Origin of the sequence: Janthinobacterium sp. 67 (assembly GCF_002797895.1) — a bacterium.
GTDB lineage: Bacteria > Pseudomonadota > Gammaproteobacteria > Burkholderiales > Burkholderiaceae_D > Janthinobacterium.
This window is the reverse complement of the sequence record NZ_PGES01000002.1, coordinates 134876-157277: the sequence shown is the minus strand read 5'-3', so window position 1 is coordinate 157277 and position 22402 is coordinate 134876. Positions and strand designations below refer to the sequence as shown.

Below are 22402 nucleotides of genomic sequence, written 5' to 3'. Positions count from 1 at the left end.
GGAGAGAACTCATGTTTGAACGCATAATCCGTTTTTCCATTGAACACCGATGGTTGGTGATGCTTGCCGTTATTGCAATGATGGGCGTTGGTATATTCAGCTACCAAAAACTGCCCATCGACGCGGTGCCGGATATCACCAACGTCCAGGTGCAAATCAATACGTCGGCAGCGGGCTACTCACCGCTCGAAGTCGAACAACGCGTGACGTTTCCTATTGAAACAGTGATGGCCGGCTTACCCGACCTCGACCAGACACGCTCCCTGTCACGTTACGGCCTGTCGCAAATCACCGTGATCTTCAAGGACGGCACGGATATTTACTTCGCGCGGCAACTGGTTAACCAGCGGCTGCAGGAAGCGCGCGAGCGCCTGCCTCAAGGCGTATCGCCAGTGCTCGGTCCTATTTCTACAGGCCTGGGCGAAATCTACCTGTGGACGGTGGAAAGCGAGCCAAATGCAAAAAAAACGGATGGCCAGCCCTACACGCCGACCGATTTGCGCGAGATCCAGGATTGGATCATCAAGCCGCAATTGCGCAATGTGACAGGTGTTACGGAAATTAACTCGATCGGCGGTTACGCGAAGGAATACCACGTCACCCCGAATCCAACAAAATTGTCCTCTTATGGTCTGACTTTCCAGGACATCGTCACCGCGCTCGACAGCAACAACAATAACGTCGGCGCCGGCTATATCGAAAAACGCGGCGAGCAATTCCTGATACGCGCGCCGGGCCAAGTCAAGTCGCTCGACGATATGCGCAATGTCATTCTCAACACAGTACAGGGCGTGCCGATCCGCATCCGCGACGTCGCTGAAGTTGAAGTGGGTCGTGAGCTGCGCACCGGCGCGGCAACCGACAACGGCCGCGAAGTCGTACTCGGTACCGTATTCATGCTCATAGGCCAGAATAGCCGCATTGTGTCGCAGGCGGTCGATAAAAAAATGGAGGAAATTAATCGTACCTTGCCCGCTGGCGTCAAGGCGGTGACGGTCTACGACCGTACTGTCTTGGTGGATAAAGCAATCAATACCGTCAAGAAAAACTTGCTCGAAGGCGCGGTACTGGTAATTGCCGTGCTGTTCCTTTTCCTCGGCAATATTCGGGCCGCACTGATCACCGCGATGGTCATTCCGCTGGCCATGCTTTTCACCTTTACCGGGATGGTTACCTATAAGGTCAGCGCAAATCTGATGAGCCTTGGCGCCCTGGATTTCGGCATCATTATCGATGGCGCCGTTGTGATCGTCGAAAACTGCGTACGCCGGCTTGCGCATGCCCAAGCACACCACCAGCGTGCACTGACCCGCTCGGAGCGCTTTCATGAGGTATTCGCGGCGGCGAAAGAAGCGCGCCGTCCTTTGTTGTTCGGCCAACTCATCATCATGATCGTCTACATCCCCATCTTTGCGCTCACTGGCGTGGAAGGGAAAATGTTTCATCCGATGGCGTTTACGGTAGTTGCCGCTCTGCTGGGTGCGATGATCCTGTCCCTGACATTCATTCCGGCTGCTGTTGCCCTGTTCATCGGCAAGCATGTGGCTGAAAAAGAAAACCGTCTGATGGAGTACGCCAAGCGAATCTATACCCCGCTGTTGGCGAAGGTCATGCTTAACAAGGCAGTCGTGGTAACGGCCTCTGTCGTACTCATTATCCTTTCGGGCGCTCTCGCAAGCCGAATGGGCAGCGAGTTTGTACCGAATCTCAATGAGGGCGATTTTGCCATCCAATCGCTGCGTATTCCAGGCACCAGCCTGACACAATCGCTCGACATGCAGAAAAAGCTCGAAGCCGGCTTGAAAGCCAAGTTTCCAGAGATCGATCGCGTGTTTGCTCGTACTGGTACTGCGGAAATCGCCTCCGATCCCATGCCGCCGAATATTTCGGATGGTTATGTGATGCTCAAGCCTGAAAAAGACTGGCCTGCCCCGAAGAAAACACGGGCCGAGGTGCTGGCCGCAGTGCAGGCCGAGGCAGCAACGTACGCCGGTAACAGCTATGAGTTTTCACAGCCAATCCAACTGCGCTTCAATGAACTCATTTCCGGCGTGCGCAGTGACGTCGCAGTGAAAATTTACGGCGACGACATGGACGTGCTAAACGCCACCGCAGCACAAATCGCCGCGGTGATCGGCCGCATTCCCGGCGCGGCGGAGGTCAAGACCGAGCAAACGTCGGGATTACCGATGCTGACAGTAAATATCGACAGAGAAAAGACGGCGCGTTATGGCCTCAATGTCGGCGCGGTACAAGAGGCCCTGGCCATCGCCACAGGGGGACGCAACGCCGGAACCGTATTCGAGGGCGATCGCCGTTTCGATATCATCGTGCGCCTGCCGGAAAACCTGCGCACCGATCTGGAAGCACTCAAGCGCTTGCCCATCCCACTTGCCCGCGCCGCAGGCAAGGATGGCGTTCCAGGGGAAGTAAGCTTTATTCCTTTGGCCGAAGTGGCAACACTCGATTTTGCACCCGGACCCAACCAGATCAGCCGGGAAAACGGCAAGCGGCGCATCGTCGTCAGTGCCAACGTGCGCGGACGAGACATCGGCACCTTTGTTCCTGAAGCCGAACAGCTGATACAGAGAGAAGTCAAAATCCCGCCAGGCTATTGGATGACGTGGGGCGGTACCTTCGAACAATTACAATCGGCCACCCAGCGACTGCAGCTGGTAGTGCCGCTTGCACTGTTCCTGGTCTTTACCTTGCTATTTGTGATGTTTAACAACGCAAAGGATGGATTGATCGTGTTTACTGGAATTCCATTTGCCTTGACGGGTGGCATCCTGGCGCTCTGGCTGCGCGATATCCCGCTGTCGATTTCCGCTGCGGTGGGCTTCATCGCCTTGTCGGGAGTCGCGGTACTCAACGGCTTGGTGATGATTTCCTTCATCCGTACGCTGCGCGAGGAGGGTATGTCCCTTGATCAGGCGATCACGACGGGGGCACTGACACGCCTGCGGCCGGTGTTGATGACCGCGCTGGTGGCCTCGCTGGGATTCATTCCAATGGCGATCGCAACCGGCACCGGCGCCGAGGTGCAGCAGCCACTGGCGACAGTCGTTATCGGAGGGATTATTTCCTCGACACTGCTCACTTTACTGGTGTTGCCGCTGCTGTATCGCTTGGCGCATGGCAAGGACGACGATGCAGAACCGGTCGGCATCCACAAAAAGGATCCCATTCCAGCTTGATTTTTTGCTACCGAGCTTTTGTTTATTCGGTTTTCCACCTGGATGTTTCAACGCCCAGGTGGATCGAATTTCAGAGCGTCGGCTTGCAATACGCGAGCAAATTATTGCTGTTGATGAAATTTTCAACAGGAAAGTACGAGGAAATTAAATGAGTTACTTAAAAATAATAATAATCTTTTTGAGAGATTGTTCCATGAAAGCCATTCTATTAATTTTACTTGTATTTTTTGTCTATGACTCTGTCTCCTATTGGACCCCGGACATACGGTGGTTGCTGAGCAGATCAAACTAAAAGACAGAAAAATTTAAAAAAAACATCAAATTTTCATCGAATCCCAACCATTAACATCTTTATTTCAGTGAATGAGGGTTTCAAATGATGGATGACAGCCGCACGGCATCTCCGAAAAAAAATAGTGAAAGTATCGCCGTTGTACAGGCGAAGGACATTCATGATGAGGTCACGTGGACCGTGATCGGCACCTCGGTGCTGACGTTTTTACTCGTTGCGGGATTCGTTTTATGGCTGCATTGGTCAAGCAGGACCAAGAAATCCGATCAGAAAAAAAAAGGCATGCGGAGGCACAACCCCGAAAGCGAAAGCGCTCCCGTCATTAGCCGGGCGCTTGCCTCCGTTTGCTCGCGGGGGGCGGGATATCGGCGGTTCGGACATCAAAATGATCGCCTCACGAACGCCAAAGAATTATGGAAAAGAATAAAGTGTCAGAAAATTAATGTGCGGAGTCATTTTGTCTAATATAGGCACCGTATTCGCGGTATTGTCCTTCGCCGTCTTTCCAGCAATTTCCGTAGTTTTCGGTGGATTGATTGCGTTTATTAGGACCCCCACTGCTGCGATTCGTAGTGGGGTTCAGCATTTTGCGGCTGGCGTGATTTTCTGTGTCTTGGCGACCGAGTTGCTACCTGACCTGATTCACCGACGCATGCCGATATGGACTATCGTGGGTTTTTCGCTGGGTGTCGCCACCATGATGCTAGTGAAGCACTTTGCCGATGGCGAATCGGCAGAAGGCGCTACCGCCGACAAAACATCATCGAGTCTGGTCATTGCGATGGGGATCGACATCGCGCTCGATGGCCTCCTTATTGGCCTCGGCTTCGCCGCCGGCCAGAAGCAAGGTTTGCTGTTGACGATTGCGATGGTCATGGAGGTTTTCTTCCTGGGTTTAGCGTGCGCTACCTCGCTTACCGCAAATGCAGCCTCGCGCGGGAGGATTGTGTGGACAGTTTTGATACTTGGCGGCTTGCTGCTGGTTGGCGCAAGCGCGGGCGCGATTGCGCTCACGCAGCTCGCGCCGGCGGCGCTTGATGCATTGCTCGCTTTCGGCGTGGCCGCCTTGCTGTATTTAGTAACGGAGGAATTGTTGGTTGAGGCTCATGAAGTGCCAGAGACCCCTTTTCAGACGGCGATGTTTTTCGTCGGATTTATCGTCCTGTTCACAGTCGATATGCTGATTTGAGAAAAAAGAAACACTGGCTGGGCAAGGTTGATCACGCGGGTCCTCGTTCCACATCGCCTGCGTTGGCTTCGCCACCGTGTTCTATATCGACGCGGTATGTGGCAGGGTCAGGGCCTTTAACACTGCCAATCGCCGGCGCTGCATTGCTGTCAACATGCTCTACATCGGAATCGACATTCATGCTGCCCGTTGTCTCTACATCGATTTCGCTCTCTGCACGTGCGGCGTCGTCGGAGGTAGGACTAGGAACATTTGCATTTTTTTTTTGCCATGTGATTTTTCCCCAGGAAGGAATTCGGAGAATCGAGATTGCACTGTAAGCCGGGAAATGTCTGTTCGCAGGTGCACGGTGAGCACATCGGATTGATGACAACCTAATACAACACGTCGAGCGCTTTTAAGAACATTGTTTTTTGATTATCAATTTTCGCAAATGCGGATAACTGACCACACTTTAAAGAATGCACAACCATGATGACGAACCATTCGAAAACCCGCATCGACCTTCCGCTGATACTACCGGATGTGCTAGACGCAAGCGATCGATGCGTTGCCCGGTTAATGACGATACTGGCGGGACGACCGGGCATTGACGACGCGCACTTGGTCTACACGGATTCGCCAGCTCCAATGTTGTGTATCCATTTCGACCCAGCTGTTATCACACTGTCGAGGGTACGCGACCTGGTCGATTCGACCGGGGCACAGATTACGTCGAAATATGCCCATCTGTTTATGCGGGCAAGCGTGCCGTTGCATGCGCGTTCCGCTCAAACCTTTGCCGACACCCTACGGCGTATTCCGGGAGTCCTCGAGGCGGATGTTTCGCCGTTCGGCGCGATCCGGATTGAATTTGATCGCACAGTAGTGGCTGAAAATACGTTGATCGAAAAGGTGTCCAGACTGGGAGCTGCCGCGCCGCCCTTAATTTCGGTCGGCGCCAGCGATACGCATGCGCTCGAGCGAATTGCCACCAGTGCTGCGGGGGCAAAGCTACCGGAGCGGGGCATTGCGGAGTCGGCACCAGCTTCAGTGCCGACGCCACCGGACACGCCTGAGCAGAAGGCCGAGCAGGCGCCCATCCATGAAAAACATGCTGGCGACGAACGCGCGCATGAGGAGCACGCCCACGAAGAGCATGCGCATTACAAGCATCCGCACGGCGAGGCGGCAGATAGCCACGCCGGGCACGACCACGGCCAGGGGGGACCGTTCGGTGAGAGATCCGAGCTTATCTTCGCCATCCTGGCGGGCTTCATGTTGGCGGCAGGGTGGCTCGTCGCACGCATGGAATTTGGCCCGGACTGGCTGGCAACCGCCTGTTATCTTGTCGCCTATTGCTTCGGAGGCTATTTCACCATCAGGGAAGCGATCGAAAATTTACGTGCACGCCGCTTTGAAATCGACACGCTGATGCTGGTGGCGGCAGTGGGCGCCGCAGCGCTGGGCAAATGGGCCGAAGGCTCGCTGCTGTTGTTCCTGTTCAGTTTGGGGCACTCACTTGAGCACTACGCGATGGGACGCGCGCGCCGCGCCATCGAGGCGCTCGCGCAGCTGGCGCCGGAGACGGCCAATGTGCGCAAAAATGGTAACGTTGTGCAGGTGCCTGTCGGTGAACTGCGGTTGGGCGACATCGTGCTCGTGCGCCCGAACGAGCGCCTTCCCGCCGACGGCGTCGTCGCGGTCGGCACCACGAGCGTCAACCAGGCGCCTGTGACGGGGGAAAGTGTACCGGTCGATAAACAACCTGCAGCAAATCCAAGCGAGGTGGTGGCCGCTTTTGACAAAGTACGGCCGGAAAATCGCGTATTTGCTGGAACCATCAACGGCAGCGGTGCGATTGAAGTGATGGTCGCGCGCCGTGCCGACCAATCGACTATGGCGCGCGTGGTGAAAATGGTAACGGAAGCCGAGGCGCAGCGCTCGCCAACCCAGCATTTCACCGAACGTTTCGAGCGCATTTTCGTGCCGACAGTGTTGGGACTAGTCGCACTGCTGCTGTTTGCATGGGTGGTAGTCGATGAAACCTTCGCCGACAGTTTTTACAGGGCGATGGCGGTTCTCGTCGCCGCCAGCCCGTGCGCGTTGGCGATTTCAGTACCCAGTGCGGTGCTGAGTGGGATCGCACGCGCTGCACGGGGAGGGGTGCTGATCAAAGGCGGCGGCCCGTTGGAAAACTTGGGAACGCTGACCTCGATTGCTTTCGACAAGACCGGTACGCTCACTGAGGGCAAGCCCAAGCTGACCGATGCGATCCCTGCCGAAGGGGTGACCGAAGAGGAACTGTTGGCTGTAACACTTGCGGTCGAAGAACACAGCGACCATCCGCTGGCGTCGGCTGTCGTGGCCGGCGCTCGGGAGCGCCTCGGCGCGAACGCTCCCACCTTGAACGTCGCAGACGTCAAAAGCATTACCGGGCGCGGTGTTCAGGCGAGCGTCGATGGGGAGCTCGTCCATATTGGCAAACCAGTTTGGTTTTCTGAGATGGTCAACTCGGCGATGCCGGCCGGCATCGACCAGGAGAACAACAAGCTGGTAGCAGGTGGCCGCACGACCATGATTGTGCGAAAGGGGGCTCGATTCCTCGGCGTGGTTGGCGTCATGGATACGCCACGTCCTGTCGCCGCGCAAGTGATGGCGGAACTGCGCGAGCTTGGTATCGAACGTCTGATCATGATTTCTGGCGACAACCAACAGGTGGCTGACGCCGTCGCTATGACAGTCGGACTGACCGAGGCCAGGGGCGACCTGATGCCTGAGCAAAAAGTCGAGGCTATCAAATATCTGCGGGCCAAACATGGGAAGGTTGCAATGGTCGGAGATGGCGTCAACGATGCGCCGGCTATGGCGAACGCCACCGTCGGTATCGCAATGGGCGCCGCGGGCTCGGATGTGGCCCTGGAGACGGCCGATGTAGCCTTAATGGCTGATGACCTGGCCCAACTGCCATTCGCAGTAGGCCTGTCGCGCAGCACGAGCCGGATCATCAAACAGAATCTGTGGGTTAGTCTTGGAGTGGTGGCCGTTCTGATCCCCGCGACGATCTTCGGCTTGAACATTGGTACGGCGGTGTTGTTTCACGAAGGGTCGACTTTGCTTGTCGTCATCAATGCGCTGCGCCTGTTGGCCTATGGCGATGTAAAGACGAAGGGCAAACAGCCTGACGCGGCAGTCGCTGCGCCGACGTGATCGCGCGCGCCTTGCACGCTAGCCCTGTTTTTAGAGCGCTCAAAAAATAGAGGTTAAGCGGCCATGGCAAGCTTCTGTTTTGGTGTAATGCCGCCAAGTGCCATGTTGGGCCGGTCGTGATTGTAAGTCCACAGCCAGCGGGTTACAAAATCCTGGATCTCATCGAGCGTTTCAAACATGTGATGGGCCAACCAGTCGTAGCGCACCGTGCGGTTATAGCGCTCGACATTAGCATTCTGCTGCGGCTGTTCAGGCTGGATGAAGTCGATGCGAATGCCGCGTTTGGTGGCCCAGGCCAGCGTCACGGCGCTGATGTACTCGGGGCCGTTATCGCAGCGAATGACCTGGGGTTTGCCACGCCATTCGATGATCCTGTCGAGGGAGCGGATGACGCGTTCGGATGGCAAGGAGAAATCGACCTCGATGCCGAGTCCCTCACGGTTGTAGTCGTCGATTACATTGAACAATCGGATGCTTCTGCCGTCGGCCAGTTGAGGGTAAGCGTAAAGCCTGCGCCGTCTTGAGCCTGGCGTTGATTTGCTAGATGATGGCATCACACCGCTGGGAAGCGGCGTGTTGTTTAAGCCGAAGGGAGCTGCGCGGCGCAGTTCCAAGGCAGGAAGTCGTCGACCTGATTGACCGGATGATCGGCGATGTTGGTCAGCACATGGCGCAGCCAGGCCTCGGGGTCAACACCGTTGAGCTTGGCCGTGCCGATCAGCGAGTAGATCGCGGCAGCACGCTCGCCGCCGCTGTCGGCACCTGCGAACAGGTAATTGCGGCGGCCGATGGCGACACCGCGCAACGCCCGCTCGGCGGCCGAGTTGTCGATCTCAATGATGCCGTCGTCGCAGTAACGCAGTAACGCCGGCCATAGGTTCAGCGCGTACTGGATTGCCGCCGCCGTGTCCGACTTGCGCGACAGCTTTTCAAGCGTGGCGCGTAGCCAGCCATTAAGCTCGTCGAGCAATGGTCGTGATCGTTGCTGGCGCGCCAGTTGTCGTTCGTGCGGCGGCTTGCCGCGTATCTCGGCTTCGATCACATACAGTTCGGCGATGCGTCGTAGAGCCTCGGTCGTGATGGCAGATGACCTGGCCGCGTGCAGGTCGTAGAATTTTCGCCGTGCGTGCGCCCAGCATGCCGCCTCCTGGATGGTGCCGTCGACGTACAGCGCATTGAAGCCGGCATAGGCGTCAGCCTGCAGCACGCCGCTGAAGCTGGCCAGGTGGGTTTGCGGATGGATACCCTTGCGGTCCGGCGTGTAGGCGAACCAGACCGCTGCTGGCGTGGTGTCGCCCGACGCGCTATCGTCACGCACGTAGGTCCACAGCCGCGCTGTTTTCGTCTTGCCATTGCCGGGCGCCAGGACCGGAATCGGGGTGTCGTCGGCGTGCAGCTTGGCGCCAGCGAGCACATGGCGCCGGATCGCCTCGACCAGCGGGCGCAGCAGCGCGCTGGCCGCCCCGACCCAGTTCGCCAGCAGCGCACGTTCCAGTTCGACGCCTTCGCGGGCATAGATCACCGACTGCCGGTATAGCGGCAGATGGTCAGCGAACTTGGCCACCAGGATATGGGCCAGCAGCCCCGGTCCGGCAATGCCGCGCGCGATCGGCCGGCTTGGCGCCGGTGCCTGCACGATGGTGTCGCAGCACTTGCACGCCAGCTTCGGACGTACATGACGGATCACGCGGAAGCTGGCCGGCACGAACTCCAGTTGCTCGGCGACGTCCTCACCCAACTTGCGCAGCCCGCCACCGCAGGCCGGGCAAGCCTCGGCCTGCGGTTGATACACGCGCTCGTCGCGCGCCAGGTGCTCCGGCAGCGGTTTGCGCGCCGACTTGGTGCGCGGTGCCTTGTCTGCCGGCGGCCGCTCACGCTCGGCCTCACCCTCGGTCGCTTGCAGGTCTTCCAGTTGTAGTTCCAGCTGTTCGATCTGGTGGTCCAGCTTCTCGGATTTGCGACCGAACTGCATGCGACGCAGCTTGGCAATCATCAGCTTCAGATGCTCGATCTCGACCTCGGTCGTCGTCAGTTGCGCGCGCAGTCCTGACACCAGCTCGTCGTGCGCGGCGATGACGGTGTCGCGCTCACGCAGCGTCTGCTCGGCCGCCAGCAGCAATGCCTTGAGGGCATCGATGTCGTTGGGCAGATCGGCTGAATTGAGCATGGGCCAAGTTTACGCGAGGGCGCCGACGTTTACAAGCCCGACGATGGTTGCCAGGTGCGTACTGGCTGGCGCCAGTCGATGCCTTCGAGCAGCATCGACAGTTGGGCCTGCGTCAGCGTGACCGTGCCGCTGCTGGCCTGCGGCCAGATGAAACGGCCCCGCTCAAGCCGCTTGGCCAGCAGGCACAGGCCGTCGCCAGTCCACCACAGCAGTTTGATGATGTCGCCGCGCCGGCCACGAAATACAAACACATGGCCGTTGAATGGATCGGCCTGCAGCGTCGTCTCTATCTTGGCCGCCAGGCCGTTGAAGCCGCAGCGCATGTCGGTGATGCCAGCGACGATCCAGATCCGGGTGTGGGCCGGCAGGCCGATCATGGCAGCAGCCGCTGCAACACCAGGTGCAGCACGGCAGTGTCAACGGCGCCTTCCAGCCGCAGCCGCGCTTTGCCAACGGTCAGTTCGATGATGCCGCCGCACGCTGGTGCCTGCTCGGCCACGGGCTGTGCCATGACCGACGCCACCACCGTCACCGGCAGCAGTGTGCAGACATTATTGCCAGATTCCTGCTGGCCTTCTCCGAACAGTTTACGCCAAGCGAATACCTGATTGGCGTTGAGGTTGTGCTGGCGGGCGATGCGCGAAACGGATGCGTCAGGCAGCAGCGACTGGGCGACGACGGCCCGCTTGAATTCATCGGAGTGGCGCCGGTAGCTGCCACGTTTTGAGGGTCTTGCGACTGGTTGAATTATTGTGTCCATAATCGAGTTTGTGGACACAATCGATTTGTGTCTCAACCTCAAATCATGCTGGCAGGAGTAGTCAAGGTAAAGACGGCGCTGGCTTTACGCTTACAGTTGAGGGTCGGCCCGGATTCCACTAAAAATCCGCAAAACTTGATCTAAGTCTCTGTTTTTAAGGAATTTAAATTCTGATTTTTGTGGCGATGTCTCTTCATTTTGACTGGCGGCCGGCTGTCCAGACCAGTCCCTAGCTCTTCTCTTAGGCAGGTGGTCGGTCCAGTGACTGTAGATAACCCCGCAACTCCTCACTGATGCATTGGCTCGCTTCTGCTCTAGCGTTAGCTTCGACCAAGGACAATTCAAGTTCACGGAATCAGGTTTTCTGTCCCCCCACCTCCTTTTCCAATTCTGCCACCTGCCCCAGCAATACCTCATTTTCAGTCACTTTGGCGGCAAGTTGTCGTTCCAGGTCTCCGGCATGCAGCTGCCCCGCATGAAGCTGCTCGATCTTTTGATCTTGCCGACGGCCGAGCGCATGTTGCTCGTAAAGCGCCTGTTTGGCGTGTGCTAGCTCGGCAACCCGCCCATTGCGCCAGTTACTTCACGGAGGTAACGACATAATCCTTATCCTGCTTGGTAAAATCGATGGACACTTTCTTGTCAACGGCGAGTTTATCGAAGAGCATCTTGTCCTTCACAAAAAAAGTCATCGTCATTGCCGGCCAATTCAAGGTTTTGACTGGGCCATGTGCCAGCGTCACCGTGCCCTTCATCGCATCGACTGCCTTCACCGTACCTGTCGCCTTGTGAGTGATGGTTTTGGCAGAGGAATCAGAACTCATTTTTTCCATCGGCATGTTCTTCACATTCATGTCTTTCACATCCATATTGCTTACGCCATCAGACTGAGCCATGGCCAGACTGTATGCGGACAAAGTAAGAATAAGAAATGCGGTTGCGGTAAGTTTCATAGCAATTTCCTTCATTGGTTAGGGTGCGTTGGTACAACAAAAAACGATTGATCACAACCTGGATGGTGGCGACCACTCCTGACGATATAAACCATCAGGAGCGATCGCATCCAGCCTTCAAAATCGCTTTACTTCTTCTTCATCATTTCCTGACAATCCTTCATCATTTGATCCATTTTTTCGTGCATTTTCGGATCCATTTGATGATCCGTTTTTGGGGCCATCTGGTGATCCATTCCAGCTTGCGGGGCTTTATTGGCCTCTCGCATCATTTGCGCCTGTTTGGCCTTGCGCCCTTGTTCAATCAGTTGCCAGTCGGGACCGGCGAAGGCGGGAAATGCAGCGATAAGGGTGCTGATACAGAGCAGCGTAAGTAGTAATTTTTTCATGATATGCTCCTCGATAAACTAATTTGATGTATGCGTCTTCGTCTCCATTGCCACGGGGCTATTTCAACCATCGACAATACAAAAGCCGCAGCGCAACTAAGGGAATTTCTGAAATATCAGAAATAAATTCACCGCTATCCGTTTGTAAACCAAAACGCACCATCGCTGCGGTAGAGGCGATATCTGGATAATCGCTGCCTGCTTTATGTACGGCAAAAGGTGGTCCGATAAAGCAGAGGGCACATGGTTGGCAATTCGTCATGGCCATCGGCTGCGCAATCGCCGCAGATGCGCGCAGGTCAATTTTTAGTGGAAGCGCCTGCACATGGCTGAGCCAGATTAAACCGAGCAACACAGCCGCACACCTCACGAAATACACGAAATGCTTAGTCGAACGGTATGTGCCAAACAGTCTCATGACGCCTAAGCCTCCTCTGCCATTGCGGGGCCAGCTGCGCGAATCTGACACCGACGTAGCAGCAGATAGACCGCAGGGACCACAAACATGGACAACAGCGGCGCGGTGATCATGCCGCCCACCATCGGCGCGGCGATGCGCTGCATGACCTCCGACCCGGTACCGGTGCCCAGCATGATCGGCACCAGGCCGGCGATAATGACCGCTACCGTCATCGCCTTGGGGCGTACGCGCAAGACCGCCCCTTCACGAATTGCATCGAGCAGATCGGATTCACTAGCGTTACCGTTCGCCAAACGTTCGTCCCAGGCATGTTTCAAATAGAGCAGCATGATGACGCCGAATTCGGCCGAGACGCCCGCCAACGCAATGAAGCCAACGCCGCCGGCGACCGACAGGTGATAGTCAAGCAGCCACAACAACCAGATACCACCGGCTAGTGCAAACGGCAGCGTTGCCATGATCAAGGCCGCTTCATCGAAGCGCTTGAAGGTCAGATAAAGCAGCACGAAAATAATGAGCAAAGTCGCTGGCACGACGATTTTGAGTTTTTCGGTGGCACGCTCTAAATATTCGAACTGCCCCGACCATGTAATGGAGTAACCCGCTGGCAATTTGACTTCTCGGGCGACGACTTGCTTCATGTCATACACAGTCGAACTCAAGTCACGATCGCGAATGTCGACATACACCCAGCCTGACAGTCGGGCATTTTCACTCTTGAGCATCGGTGGTCCGTCGTCAATGCGGATCGCAGCGACATCACCCAGCCGGATTTGCGCACCGCGCTCTGTCAGCACCGGCAACTGACGCAGCTTCTCGACTGAGTCGCGCACCTCGCGTGGATAACGTACATTGATCGGGAAACGCTGCAATCCTTCGACAGTTTCACCGATATTGTCACCGCCGATCGCCGCCGACACCACGCTTTGCACGTCCGCAATATTCAAGCCATAGCGGGCGGCCGCGTCGCGATCGATGTTGACGTCGATGTACCGTCCGCCATTCAGGCGCTCGGCCAGCGCCGAGGAGACACCAGGCACCTTCTTCACTGCGCGTTCTATTTCACCTGTAATGCGGTCGATTTCCTGCAAGCTAACGCCTGCGACCTTTACCCCGACCGGGCTTTTTATACCGGTGGCCAGCATGTCGATCCGGTTGCGGATCGGCGGCACCCAGATGTTGGACAGCCCCGGCACCTTGACGATGCGGTCCAGCTCCTGCACCAGCTTGTCCGGCGTCATGCCAGCACGCCACTGATCGCGCGGCTTGAACTGGATCATGGTTTCAAACATTTCCAGCGGAGCCGGATCAGTGGCACTCTCGGCACGACCGGCTTTGCCGAAGACGCTTTGTACCTCGGGTACCGTCTTGATCAGCCGGTCAGTCTGCTGCAACAACTGTGCGACCTTGCCGGCTGACAAACCGGGCAACGCCGACGGCATGTACAGCACATCGCCTTCATCGAGTGGCGGCATAAATTCGCCGCCGAGTCGACTCATGGGCCAGATCGTGATGGCCGCAACCAGTGCGGCCGCCAACAAAGTCAGCTTCGGGAAACGCAGCACGATATCAAGCAAGGGGCGATATAGCGCGATCAGGAAGCGATTGAGGGGATTCTTTTGCTCATCAGGAATGCGGCCGCGGATCAGATAGCCCATCAAAATGGGAATCAGCGTCACCGCCAGGCCAGCCGCCGCCGCCATCGCATACGTCTTGGTAAAGGCCAGCGGTGAAAACAGACGGCCCTCTTGTGCTTCCAAGGTGAACACGGGAATGAACGAGAGAACGATGATCAATAGCGAAAAGAACAGTGCAGGCCCGACCTCAGCCGCAGCGTCGCCAATGACACGCCAGTGCGCATTGCCCTTCAGCTGTTTACCCGGATGGGCATGATTCCAGGCTTCAATATGCTTATGGGCATTCTCGATCATCACCACGGCGGCATCGACCATCGCGCCGACGGCAATGGCGATACCGCCCAGCGACATGATATTGGCGTTGACTCCCTGGTAATACATGATGATAAAAGCGATCAGGATGCCGATCGGCAGCGTGATGATGGCCACCAGCGCCGAGCGCAAGTGAAACAGGAACAGCGCACAGACCACAGCGACGACAATGAATTCCTCGATCAGCTTTTCTTTCAGGTTGCTCACGGCGCGCTTGATCAGGCTCGACCTATCGTAGGTTGGGACAATCTCGACGCCGGGCGGCAAGCTCGCTTTTAGCTTTTCCAGTTTGACTTTGACGGCATCGATGGTTTCCAGCGCATTTTTCCCGGAACGCATGATGATCACGCCACCAGCAACTTCGCCCTCGCCATTCAATTCAGCAATCCCGCGCCGCATTTCCGGCCCGATCTGGATGCGTGCGACGTCGCCCAGCCGCACAGATACGCCGGCATCAGACGTCATCAACGGAATCTTCCGGAAGTCATCAAGCGACTTTAGATAACCAGAGGCCCGTACCATGTATTCGGCCTCGCCCAATTCCAGCACGGAGCCCCCCGTTTCCTGATTGGCCTTCTGCACGGCATCAATGATTTTGCCATGCGGAATGTTATAGGCGCGCATCTTGTCTGGATCGAGCACGATCTGGTACTGACGCACCATGCCGCCAATGCTGGCCACTTCCGAGACGTTAGGCACTGCCTTTAACTCATACTTGAGAAACCAGTCCTGCAAGGCGCGTAATTGCGACAAATCGGTCTTGCCGCTACGGTCAACCAGCGCATATTCATAGACCCAGCCGACGCCAGTCGCATCTGGTCCCAGCGCGGTTTTTGCCTGCGGTGGCAGGCGTGACTGCACCTGGTTCAGATATTCCAGCACCCGTGATCGCGCCCAGTATGGATCGGTACCATCTTCAAACAGAATGTAGACGAAGGAGTCACCGAAAAACGAATATCCACGCACCGTCTTGGCGCCCGGCACCGACAGCATAGTGGTGGTCAGTAAATACGTGACCTGGTTCTCAACGATTTGTGGCGCCTGCCCCGGATAGCTGGTGCGGATAATAACCTGCACGTCGGACAGGTCGGGAATGGCGTCGAGCGGCGTGCGCGCCAGTGACCATATGCCCCAGGCCGTAATGAAAACAGTCGCCAACAAGACCAAAAAGCGGTTGCTGATAGACCAGCGGATCAGTTTTGCTATCATTTCGCCGCTCCCGCGTGTGCCTTCATGTCAGCCATGGGTTTGTTCTCGGTTTTAGGTACACCGGAGGTTGGCGCAATAGCCACGATCTCGAAGCTGCCATCTTCGTCTTGTCTGACGTCGAAGGCGACTCGGTCACCTATGCCGACATTGCGCGGCAAGCCCGTGGAAGGCACTTTGAAACCCATCGTCATCGCGCCCCACTGCAGTGACGTGATAGGGCCATGCGAGATGGTGATTTCATCCTTGCCGATCTGTTCGACCTTGCCTACCCCATGGTGGCGCGGAGGTGCCTTGTCTGCGTCAGGGGACTGCGTATCGCTCATGCGTGTCGTGGTTCCCTTCAGGCTGGCCTCGGAATCGATCAAGAACTGCGCCGAGACGACCACTTTCTGACCAGCGGATAGGCCCTTGCGAATTTCGGTGAGACCACTGCCTTCGCTGCCGACCTCCACATCGACGGGCATAAACTTGCCGCCCTCCTGGGCAAGCATGACAACGTTGCGCGTACCCGTCTGGATGACTGCCTCCGATGGCACCTGCAAAACATCGGTGTCACTGTTTGACGCGAAGGTCAGCGTAGCAAACATACCGGGCAACAACTGAGCGCTGGGGTTAGAGAGCTCCACACGGGCTTTCAGGGTTCGCGTCGCGGCATTAACTTCCGGCAAAATGGCACCCACCTTGCCCTTGAAAATAGTTCCGGGTAGCGCCTGTACCCGCGCTTCGACGGCGTCACCAGGGCGAACCTTGGCCGCCACGCTTTCGGGAACCTCCGCGTTGACCCATACTGTCGCAAGTCCATTGATGCGAAACAGGGGCGCACCAGCGGAGACGGTCATTCCTTCGCGGGCGCCGAGCTCCGCGATCACACCGCTGATGGGCGCTGAAACCGTCAGGCGTGGATGAACCTTTCCACTCGATTCGATGAGTCGGATTTGCCCGTCACTCATGCCAACTAGTCGCATGCGCTGCCGGGCAGCGTCGACCAGAGATGCTGTCTCATGGCCTTGCATACGACGACTCGCCAGATAGTCTTCTTGTGCCGCGATCCAATCAGGCACATACAAGTCAGCCAGGGGTTGCCCCTTTTTCACCGGATCGAGCAGGGCACGCGCATACAGTCGCTCTACAAATCCACCGCTGCGCGCCTGTACCAGTGCCACGTCGCGCTCGTCATAGGTGACGTTACCGACGGCAACCAAGCCGGCCGACATTCTTCCGGAGGTGACGAGCGCTGTGCGCACTCCCAGGTTTTGCTGGACCCGCGGGCTGATCGTGACATTACTGTCCTCACCATCTCCCCCAGCATAGACGGGTACCAGCGGCATATCCATGAACGGTGACTTGCCAGGCTTGTCAAACTTCTGGCCCGGTACCATGGGGTCATGCCAATATAATGGTTTCTTGTTGACAGCACTCCCGGCGACTGCTGCGTTGCCGGATGACGCCTTGACGTCACCTGTAGATACTGCCTCATGTGCTTGTCGTACACCAAACTGGTAACCGGCATAACCGACCGCTGCAAGGGATCCCACAAGTACCAGGACGAGTAATTTCTTATTGTTCATTTGAATTCCTGCTGGCTATGTACTGCGGAAATCTGCGCGATTGCGGTGTCGGGAAAGAGGAAGCGAAGCTGTGCCCAAAACTGTGCTGTATTCATCTGCAGCTGCAGTAACTGAACGTGCATGTCAGTACTGTTACGCCTGGCAGCGAGCACCTCGGCCAATGAGGCTTTACCGCCACGATAGGAGGCCAGGACCGCCAGACTTCGCTCGTCGGCAAGTGGCAATAGCTGGAGCGCGTAGCGCTCGCTACGTTCTTGGCCACTCCTCCATTCGATGAGCAAGGCTCGGATGTTTGCGGCATCTTCTCGCAGCAGTTCGTCGCGTTCGCTCCTGGCCTGTTCGACCAAGGCGAGTTTGGAGCTTAGCTCGCGATCCTGCCGGTTCTTGCGATCCCACTGCAATGGCAGGGACAGGCCGATGGAGACCATGTTTGAATAGGCCGCACCGCGCTGCTGGAAGGCGAACTCGATACTCCAGTCCGGGCGTCGGTTCGCTTGCGCCAGATTGACGTCCGCCTGGGCGACTTCTTCCTGCCGATTCAACACCATGACCTGCGGGCGGTGCACCAGTTCTGTGTCGAGAACAACCGGGTCCAGAGGGATGGTGCCCAGGTCGGGCATGCCAGCCTCGGCAAGCTCGCCGCTGCTGCCGGTCCAACGCGCCAGCATGTTTTTTGCCGTATTGAGGTCACGTTCCACCTGGCTGACTCGGTCCTCGATGGTTAGCAAGGCGGAACGCGCTGCCAGCACCTCGGCCTGGCTACCACGCCCACCCCGGTAGGCGGCAGCAGCAGCGTCTATTTCCTGGCGAGCAAAGGCCACTTGCTCTGTTAGTACAACTGACATTTTTCGTGTGTAGTAGACGTTGAGCCAGGAGATCGCCGTATCACGTTGAATCGTGGCGAGCACGGCATTTTTTTGCGCCTGCGCCTTGTCGGCTTCGCGCTCAACGCGAGCTGAACGCCAGCGCAATTTATCGGCGCGTGTCAATTCCTGCGAAATGCCGATGCGCCGCATCGTCATAAAATCCCCGCTCAAACTAAAGCGATCGGTGCCACTTAAGGGCACATTATCGATGCCGACCTTGAGAGTGGGATCGGGGCGCTGCGCCACAGCTACCGCCATTTCGTGTGCGGCGACAGTTGCCTGGTCCTGCGCATGAAGTTGGCGCGAGCGGGCGACAGCCTGCTGCAGCGCCTCGGTGAAGGTGACTGGCTGGGGGGCCGCGCGCGCATCATGAACGAAGGCCAGCAGCGGAACAGTAAGGGCGAGAGTTAACGCCGTCTTCATGAATGGGTGAAGGCGGACGACGCGTGCATGCGTATGCACGGTGTACGGGATTGACATGGCAGCTCCAGAATGCGATGGGAAGCATCGCCTTGTCGAACCCGACAAGGCGATGGCGATCTAGGCAGTCTGGAGTGTTAAATACGGAAACAGCAATGGCGGATAGCGATAGGCGGTGCCGTTGGCCTCGCCAAGGTAATGAGCAAAGGAGGTTTGGCTGTATACACTACGGGAGTGTCATAAATAGCTAACGTCAGAAGCAGGACAACAGGTACGAAAGATGGGTGGTCGGCGACAGGCGTCTTGTCCAGCGACTGCCTGGACGCATCCCCCACAGCATAAATTTGACACAACGTCGACTGGTCAGTGTCCATGCCGGCGCAGTCTGTCATCGCGGGCATCGCAGACACCCCAACGCCTGCGGATATAACGGAACTACCGACTCCCATCGGTACGCCAGGGCATAGGTATGAAGCGACCGCATGCTGCATGAACAGCATGCTAAGTATCGCGACAAGAGCCGTGAACAATCGCACTGTGCGGGAGGTCTTCATAAACTATCTATACGGATGATATTCGTAGCCTAGGTTGTATCAAACCAACTGTCAAGCTATTGCTATGCTGTCACTTGACCGTGAGCAAGTACGGATCCGAATGGCAGATATTATCACTATACGCATTACCATAATGGGAAGGTCAATCAAAGACATATGCTTTACGTTTAATTGCTTGACAAAAAACTTGCAATCGATGCACCATTTCCAGCAATTCCTTCGCTGGACCGGTGTCGACTGATTTCAATGACGAATATCCATGAAACGGCTTATCCACGCCTGAAACAAGAGTTCACTGAGCAGGAGCTCGGGGCGATCTACACGCCTTCGCGCGCACAAATTGACCATATCTTCACTCTGTATCGCCAAGCATCGCATCGTACTTTTTTGCTGATCCAACTTATGCTGTTGCAAAGGCTTGGTTATTTCGTCCCCTTGTCGAGCGTCCCGTCTATCGTGGTGCGGCATATCTGCGAACATAGCGGTCTGCGCGTTCCGGCAAAACGGGCGCTGGCGCAATATGATCAGTCCGGTAGCAAGACAACACACCAGCGCCGTCTGCGCGGGTACGTGGGGATCCGGGTGATGGACTCGTCCGATGAATACTGGCTGGAAGATCAGGCCCTGCAGGCTGCCCATACCAAGCAGGAGCTACCCGACATTATCAATGTCCTGATTGAAGAGTTGGTCCAGCGTCGCCTGGAACTGCCTGGATTCACCTACTTGTTCAGGCTGGCTCGCCAGTCCCGTACCAGCGTCAATGACGGCATCTATAAGGCGGTGGCTGGCCGATTGCCAACTTGCGTGGTCGAGCGTTTTGAACACATGCTCACTGCGGGTGAGAACCTGCGCATATGGGATAGCCTCAAACGCGAGCCGAAGCAGCCCAATGTGCGTGCGGTGACGGATTTCCTGGCGCACATTGACACCATGATCGCGCTGGCGCAGGATCTGCCCAATACCGAGGCCATCGCCGCAACCAAGCGTGAACAACTCGTTTTGGAGGCGCGTGCCCTGGATGTGGCGGAAATGCGGCGGATCAAGCCACTCAAGCGCCACACCCTCATCGTGCTGCTGATTCAAAGCCAGTTGCAAAAGGCAATGGACGATATCGCCGAAATCTTCATCAAGACCATCCGCAGCTTGCATAACGGTGCCGAGGAACGGTTGCGGCAATATCACCTGCAGCACGCCGAACAGATTGAGCGTTTGATCGGACAGTTCCGCGAAGTGCTGACCGTCCTGAGCGACGAGGGCAGCGACGAGGAGCGCGTCGCTAGGGTCGAGCAATCCCTCGACGGGGATCTGGGGGCATGGATCACTGAATGCGACGAGCACATGGCGTATGCTGGCAATAACTATTATCCGTTCATGCTGGTCGGGTATGTTGGCAAGCGCAGCCTGCTCTTCAAGTGCCTCGAAGCGCTCAGCCTGAAATCCAGCTCCCAGGATCAGAGCCTGCTGGCGGCGATCGCCATCATCCAAAAGCATCGCTCCAGCCACAAGGAACAACTGCCAGCGGCAGAAGGTGCGCTACCTGAATTGGCACTGGACTGGATGTCCGATAAGTGGCGCAAGCTGGTTTTTGGCCGAGTCGCAGCCGATGCTCCAGCGAGCGTGCATCGCAAGTATTTCGAACTTGCCGTGATGACGCAAGTCATGGATGAACTCAAGTCGGGCGATCTGTACGTCGAGCATAGCGGCGACTACGATGATTATCGCAACCACCTGGTGGACTGGGAGCAATACGAGCGTGAAGTGAAAGCCTATGGTGAACTGGTAGGGCTGTCGGTGGAAGCTCCGGCGTTTGTCGCGCAATTGCGCGACAAACTCGGCAGTCTAGCGCGCGACGTTGACAGCCGATTCCCGCAAAATAGCCTTGCCGATATCGACGAGAGCGGCATTGTGATCCGTCGCATGGAGCGTCCGAAGCCGCCGCCCGAACTTGACGCCATCGAGCAGATGGTCACCAATGAAATGGATCCGGTGAGCATCCTTGATGTGTTGACCGAGACTGAAAAATGGTTGGACTTGCATAAACTCTTCGGTCCGTTGTCCGGCTTCGAGGCCAAAGTAGACGATCCGCGCAAGCGCTTTATCACTACGTTGTTTTGCTATGGTTGTAACTTGGGCGCCACGCAGACCGCACGCTCGATCAAGGGCCTGAGCCGCAAGCAGGTGGCCTGGCTCAATCTCAAGCATGTCACCGAGCAGCGCCTGGACAAGGCGATCGTCAAGGTGATCAATGCATACAACCGCTTCGCATTGCCACGTTATTGGGGATCGGGAAAGAGCGCGTCGGCCGACGGTACCAAATGGAACATTTACGAGGCTAACCTGCTTTCCGAATACCATATCCGCTACGGTGGATACGGCGGCATTGGCTACTACCATGTGTCCGACAAGTACATCGCGTTGTTCAGTCACTTTATTCCATGCGGCGTCTATGAGGCGGTTTACATCCTCGATGGGCTAATCAGCAACCAGTCGGACATCCAGCCAGATACGCTGCACGGCGATACCCAGGCCCAAAGCACGCCTGTCTTTGGCCTGGCTTCGCTGCTGGGTATCGACCTGATGCCGCGCATCCGCAATATCAAAGATCTGGTGTTCTTCAAGGCGGACAAGGCCGACCAGTATGACAATATTGGCAGCCTGTTCCGTGGATCGATCGACTGGGAACTGATCGCGCGCCATATGAAGGACATGCTGCGCGTCGTTATTTCCATCAAAGCGGGCAAGATTGCGCCATCGACAATCCTGCGCCGCCTAGGGACCGCTAGCCGCAAGAACAAGCTCTACTACGCGTTCCGCGAGCTCGGTAGGGTACATCGGACAATGTTCCTGCTCAAGTACATCAACGACGCAGAATTGCGTCGTACCATCCATGCAGCAACCAACAAGAGCGAGGAATTCAACGGCTTCATCAAATGGTTGTTTTTTGGGGGCGAAGGCATCATTGCCGAAAACGTTCGGCACGAACAGCGCAAGGTTATCAAGTACAACCAGCTCGTTGCGAACATGGTCATCCTGCACAATGTCCATGAGATGACGCGGCTCCTCAAGACAATACAGGCAAAGGGATATGTGCTAACGGAGGAGGTGCTTCGCGGCTTAGCGCCATATCGGAAAGGGCACATCAACCGATTCGGCGAATATATGCTGGACCTTGAACGCGAGGTAGCCCCGATGAATTATAAAGTCGAATTTACCAAATAAATCAATTGGTTAGGTCGTTTTTTGCGAAAAAAACTGCAATCCCGGCCGGCCCTCGGACTG

At 56.6% G+C, this 22402-nt stretch carries 14 protein-coding genes and 1 pseudogene; 5 read left to right on the top strand and 10 right to left on the bottom strand.

The window, feature by feature from the left end:
* Positions 1-11 precede the first annotated feature (11 nt).
* From CLU90_RS28545 to CLU90_RS28535, 4 genes are all read left to right on the top strand, one after another.
* A complete protein-coding gene (locus tag CLU90_RS28545) occupies positions 12-3197 on the top strand; it encodes a CusA/CzcA family heavy metal efflux RND transporter (protein WP_071080225.1) in 3186 nt (1061 codons plus the stop codon).
* 376 nt (positions 3198-3573) lie between these two features.
* A complete protein-coding gene (locus tag CLU90_RS29575; RefSeq protein WP_157808923.1) occupies positions 3574-3954 on the top strand; it encodes a hypothetical protein in 381 nt (126 codons plus the stop codon).
* Entirely contained in the window at positions 3947-4678 is a 732-nt protein-coding gene (locus tag CLU90_RS28540) for a ZIP family metal transporter (RefSeq protein ID WP_232731423.1), read from the top strand. The genes CLU90_RS29575 and CLU90_RS28540 overlap by 8 nt, the downstream gene beginning before the upstream one ends.
* A 474-nt stretch (positions 4679-5152) precedes the next feature.
* Positions 5153-7867, top strand: coding sequence for a heavy metal translocating P-type ATPase (locus CLU90_RS28535; protein ID WP_100429717.1), 2715 nt, complete (start codon positions 5153-5155; stop codon positions 7865-7867).
* A gap of 53 nt (positions 7868-7920) precedes the next feature.
* Here the strand turns inward: CLU90_RS28535 and CLU90_RS28530 are convergent.
* The 10 genes and pseudogenes from CLU90_RS28530 to CLU90_RS28485 form a co-directional block, all read right to left on the bottom strand.
* Positions 7921-8364, bottom strand: a pseudogene (locus CLU90_RS28530) (integrase core domain-containing protein); the annotation flags it as partial.
* Between the two features lie 83 nt (positions 8365-8447).
* A complete protein-coding gene (gene tnpC / locus CLU90_RS28525) occupies positions 8448-10034 on the bottom strand; it encodes an IS66 family transposase (RefSeq protein WP_100427868.1) in 1587 nt (528 codons plus the stop codon).
* A gap of 29 nt (positions 10035-10063) precedes the next feature.
* On the bottom strand, positions 10064-10411 hold the full coding sequence (gene tnpB / locus CLU90_RS28520; protein ID WP_100427869.1) for an IS66 family insertion sequence element accessory protein TnpB: 348 nt from the start codon (positions 10409-10411) through the stop codon (positions 10064-10066).
* A complete protein-coding gene (gene tnpA / locus CLU90_RS28515; RefSeq protein WP_100427870.1) occupies positions 10408-10794 on the bottom strand; it encodes an IS66-like element accessory protein TnpA in 387 nt (128 codons plus the stop codon). Before tnpA ends, tnpB begins: the two co-directional genes overlap by 4 nt.
* 578 nt (positions 10795-11372) lie before the next feature.
* On the bottom strand, positions 11373-11747 hold the full coding sequence (locus tag CLU90_RS28505) for a copper-binding protein (protein ID WP_100429670.1): 375 nt from the start codon (positions 11745-11747) through the stop codon (positions 11373-11375).
* Positions 11748-11875: 128 nt separating this feature from the next.
* Entirely contained in the window at positions 11876-12136 is a 261-nt protein-coding gene (locus CLU90_RS28500; protein WP_100429669.1) for a hypothetical protein, read from the bottom strand.
* Between the two features lie 58 nt (positions 12137-12194).
* Positions 12195-12554, bottom strand: coding sequence for a hypothetical protein (locus CLU90_RS29570; RefSeq protein ID WP_157808922.1), 360 nt, complete (start codon positions 12552-12554; stop codon positions 12195-12197).
* Positions 12555-12559: 5 nt separating this feature from the next.
* Positions 12560-15715, bottom strand: coding sequence for an efflux RND transporter permease subunit (locus CLU90_RS28495; protein ID WP_100429668.1), 3156 nt, complete (start codon positions 15713-15715; stop codon positions 12560-12562).
* Positions 15712-17283, bottom strand: coding sequence for an efflux RND transporter periplasmic adaptor subunit (locus tag CLU90_RS28490; RefSeq protein ID WP_100429667.1), 1572 nt, complete (start codon positions 17281-17283; stop codon positions 15712-15714). The genes CLU90_RS28495 and CLU90_RS28490 overlap by 4 nt, the downstream gene beginning before the upstream one ends.
* Entirely contained in the window at positions 17280-18629 is a 1350-nt protein-coding gene (locus CLU90_RS28485; RefSeq protein WP_232731422.1) for a TolC family protein, read from the bottom strand. Before CLU90_RS28485 ends, CLU90_RS28490 begins: the two co-directional genes overlap by 4 nt.
* Before the next feature lie 740 nt (positions 18630-19369).
* Here CLU90_RS28485 and CLU90_RS28480 point away from each other — a divergent pair.
* Complete coding sequence (locus CLU90_RS28480; RefSeq protein WP_100429666.1) at positions 19370-22342, top strand: Tn3 family transposase; 2973 nt, start codon at positions 19370-19372, stop codon at positions 22340-22342.
* Positions 22343-22402: the final 60 nt, after the last annotated feature.